The sequence below is a fragment of the Micromonospora arborensis genome, from assembly GCF_003205615.1.
GTDB classification, from domain to species: domain Bacteria; phylum Actinomycetota; class Actinomycetes; order Mycobacteriales; family Micromonosporaceae; genus Micromonospora; species Micromonospora arborensis.
The window spans coordinates 1-257 of sequence record NZ_PYBV01000087.1; the positions used below are offsets into that span (position 1 = coordinate 1).

Sequence of the window (257 nt, forward strand, 5' to 3'; positions counted from 1 at the left end):
AGATCGCGCGGGTGAGGGCGGGGGGGGGCGGGTGGGGGCTGGGGGGTAGGGGTTAGTTCGGGAGGGGGGTGATGGGGTGCCAGTCGAGGGGGGAGGAGAGGACCATCGTGCTCGACGGTTGGCCGTACGGGGCCAGTCGGTCGATGACCCCCTCGAAGGCACCGATCGAGCCGGCGGCCACCTTCAACATGCTGCACGCGTCGCCGGTGATCCGGTGGATCTCCAGGATCTCCGGCCAGCCGGCCACCGCCGGGTCG

At 72.0% G+C, this 257-nt stretch carries 1 protein-coding gene; it reads right to left on the reverse strand.

The features are described 5' to 3' along the window. Positions 1 to 52: 52 nt before the first annotated feature. The coding region (locus tag C7C45_RS32885; protein ID WP_146247487.1) for an Lrp/AsnC ligand binding domain-containing protein at positions 53 to 257 on the reverse strand (205 nt) is incomplete at its 5' end.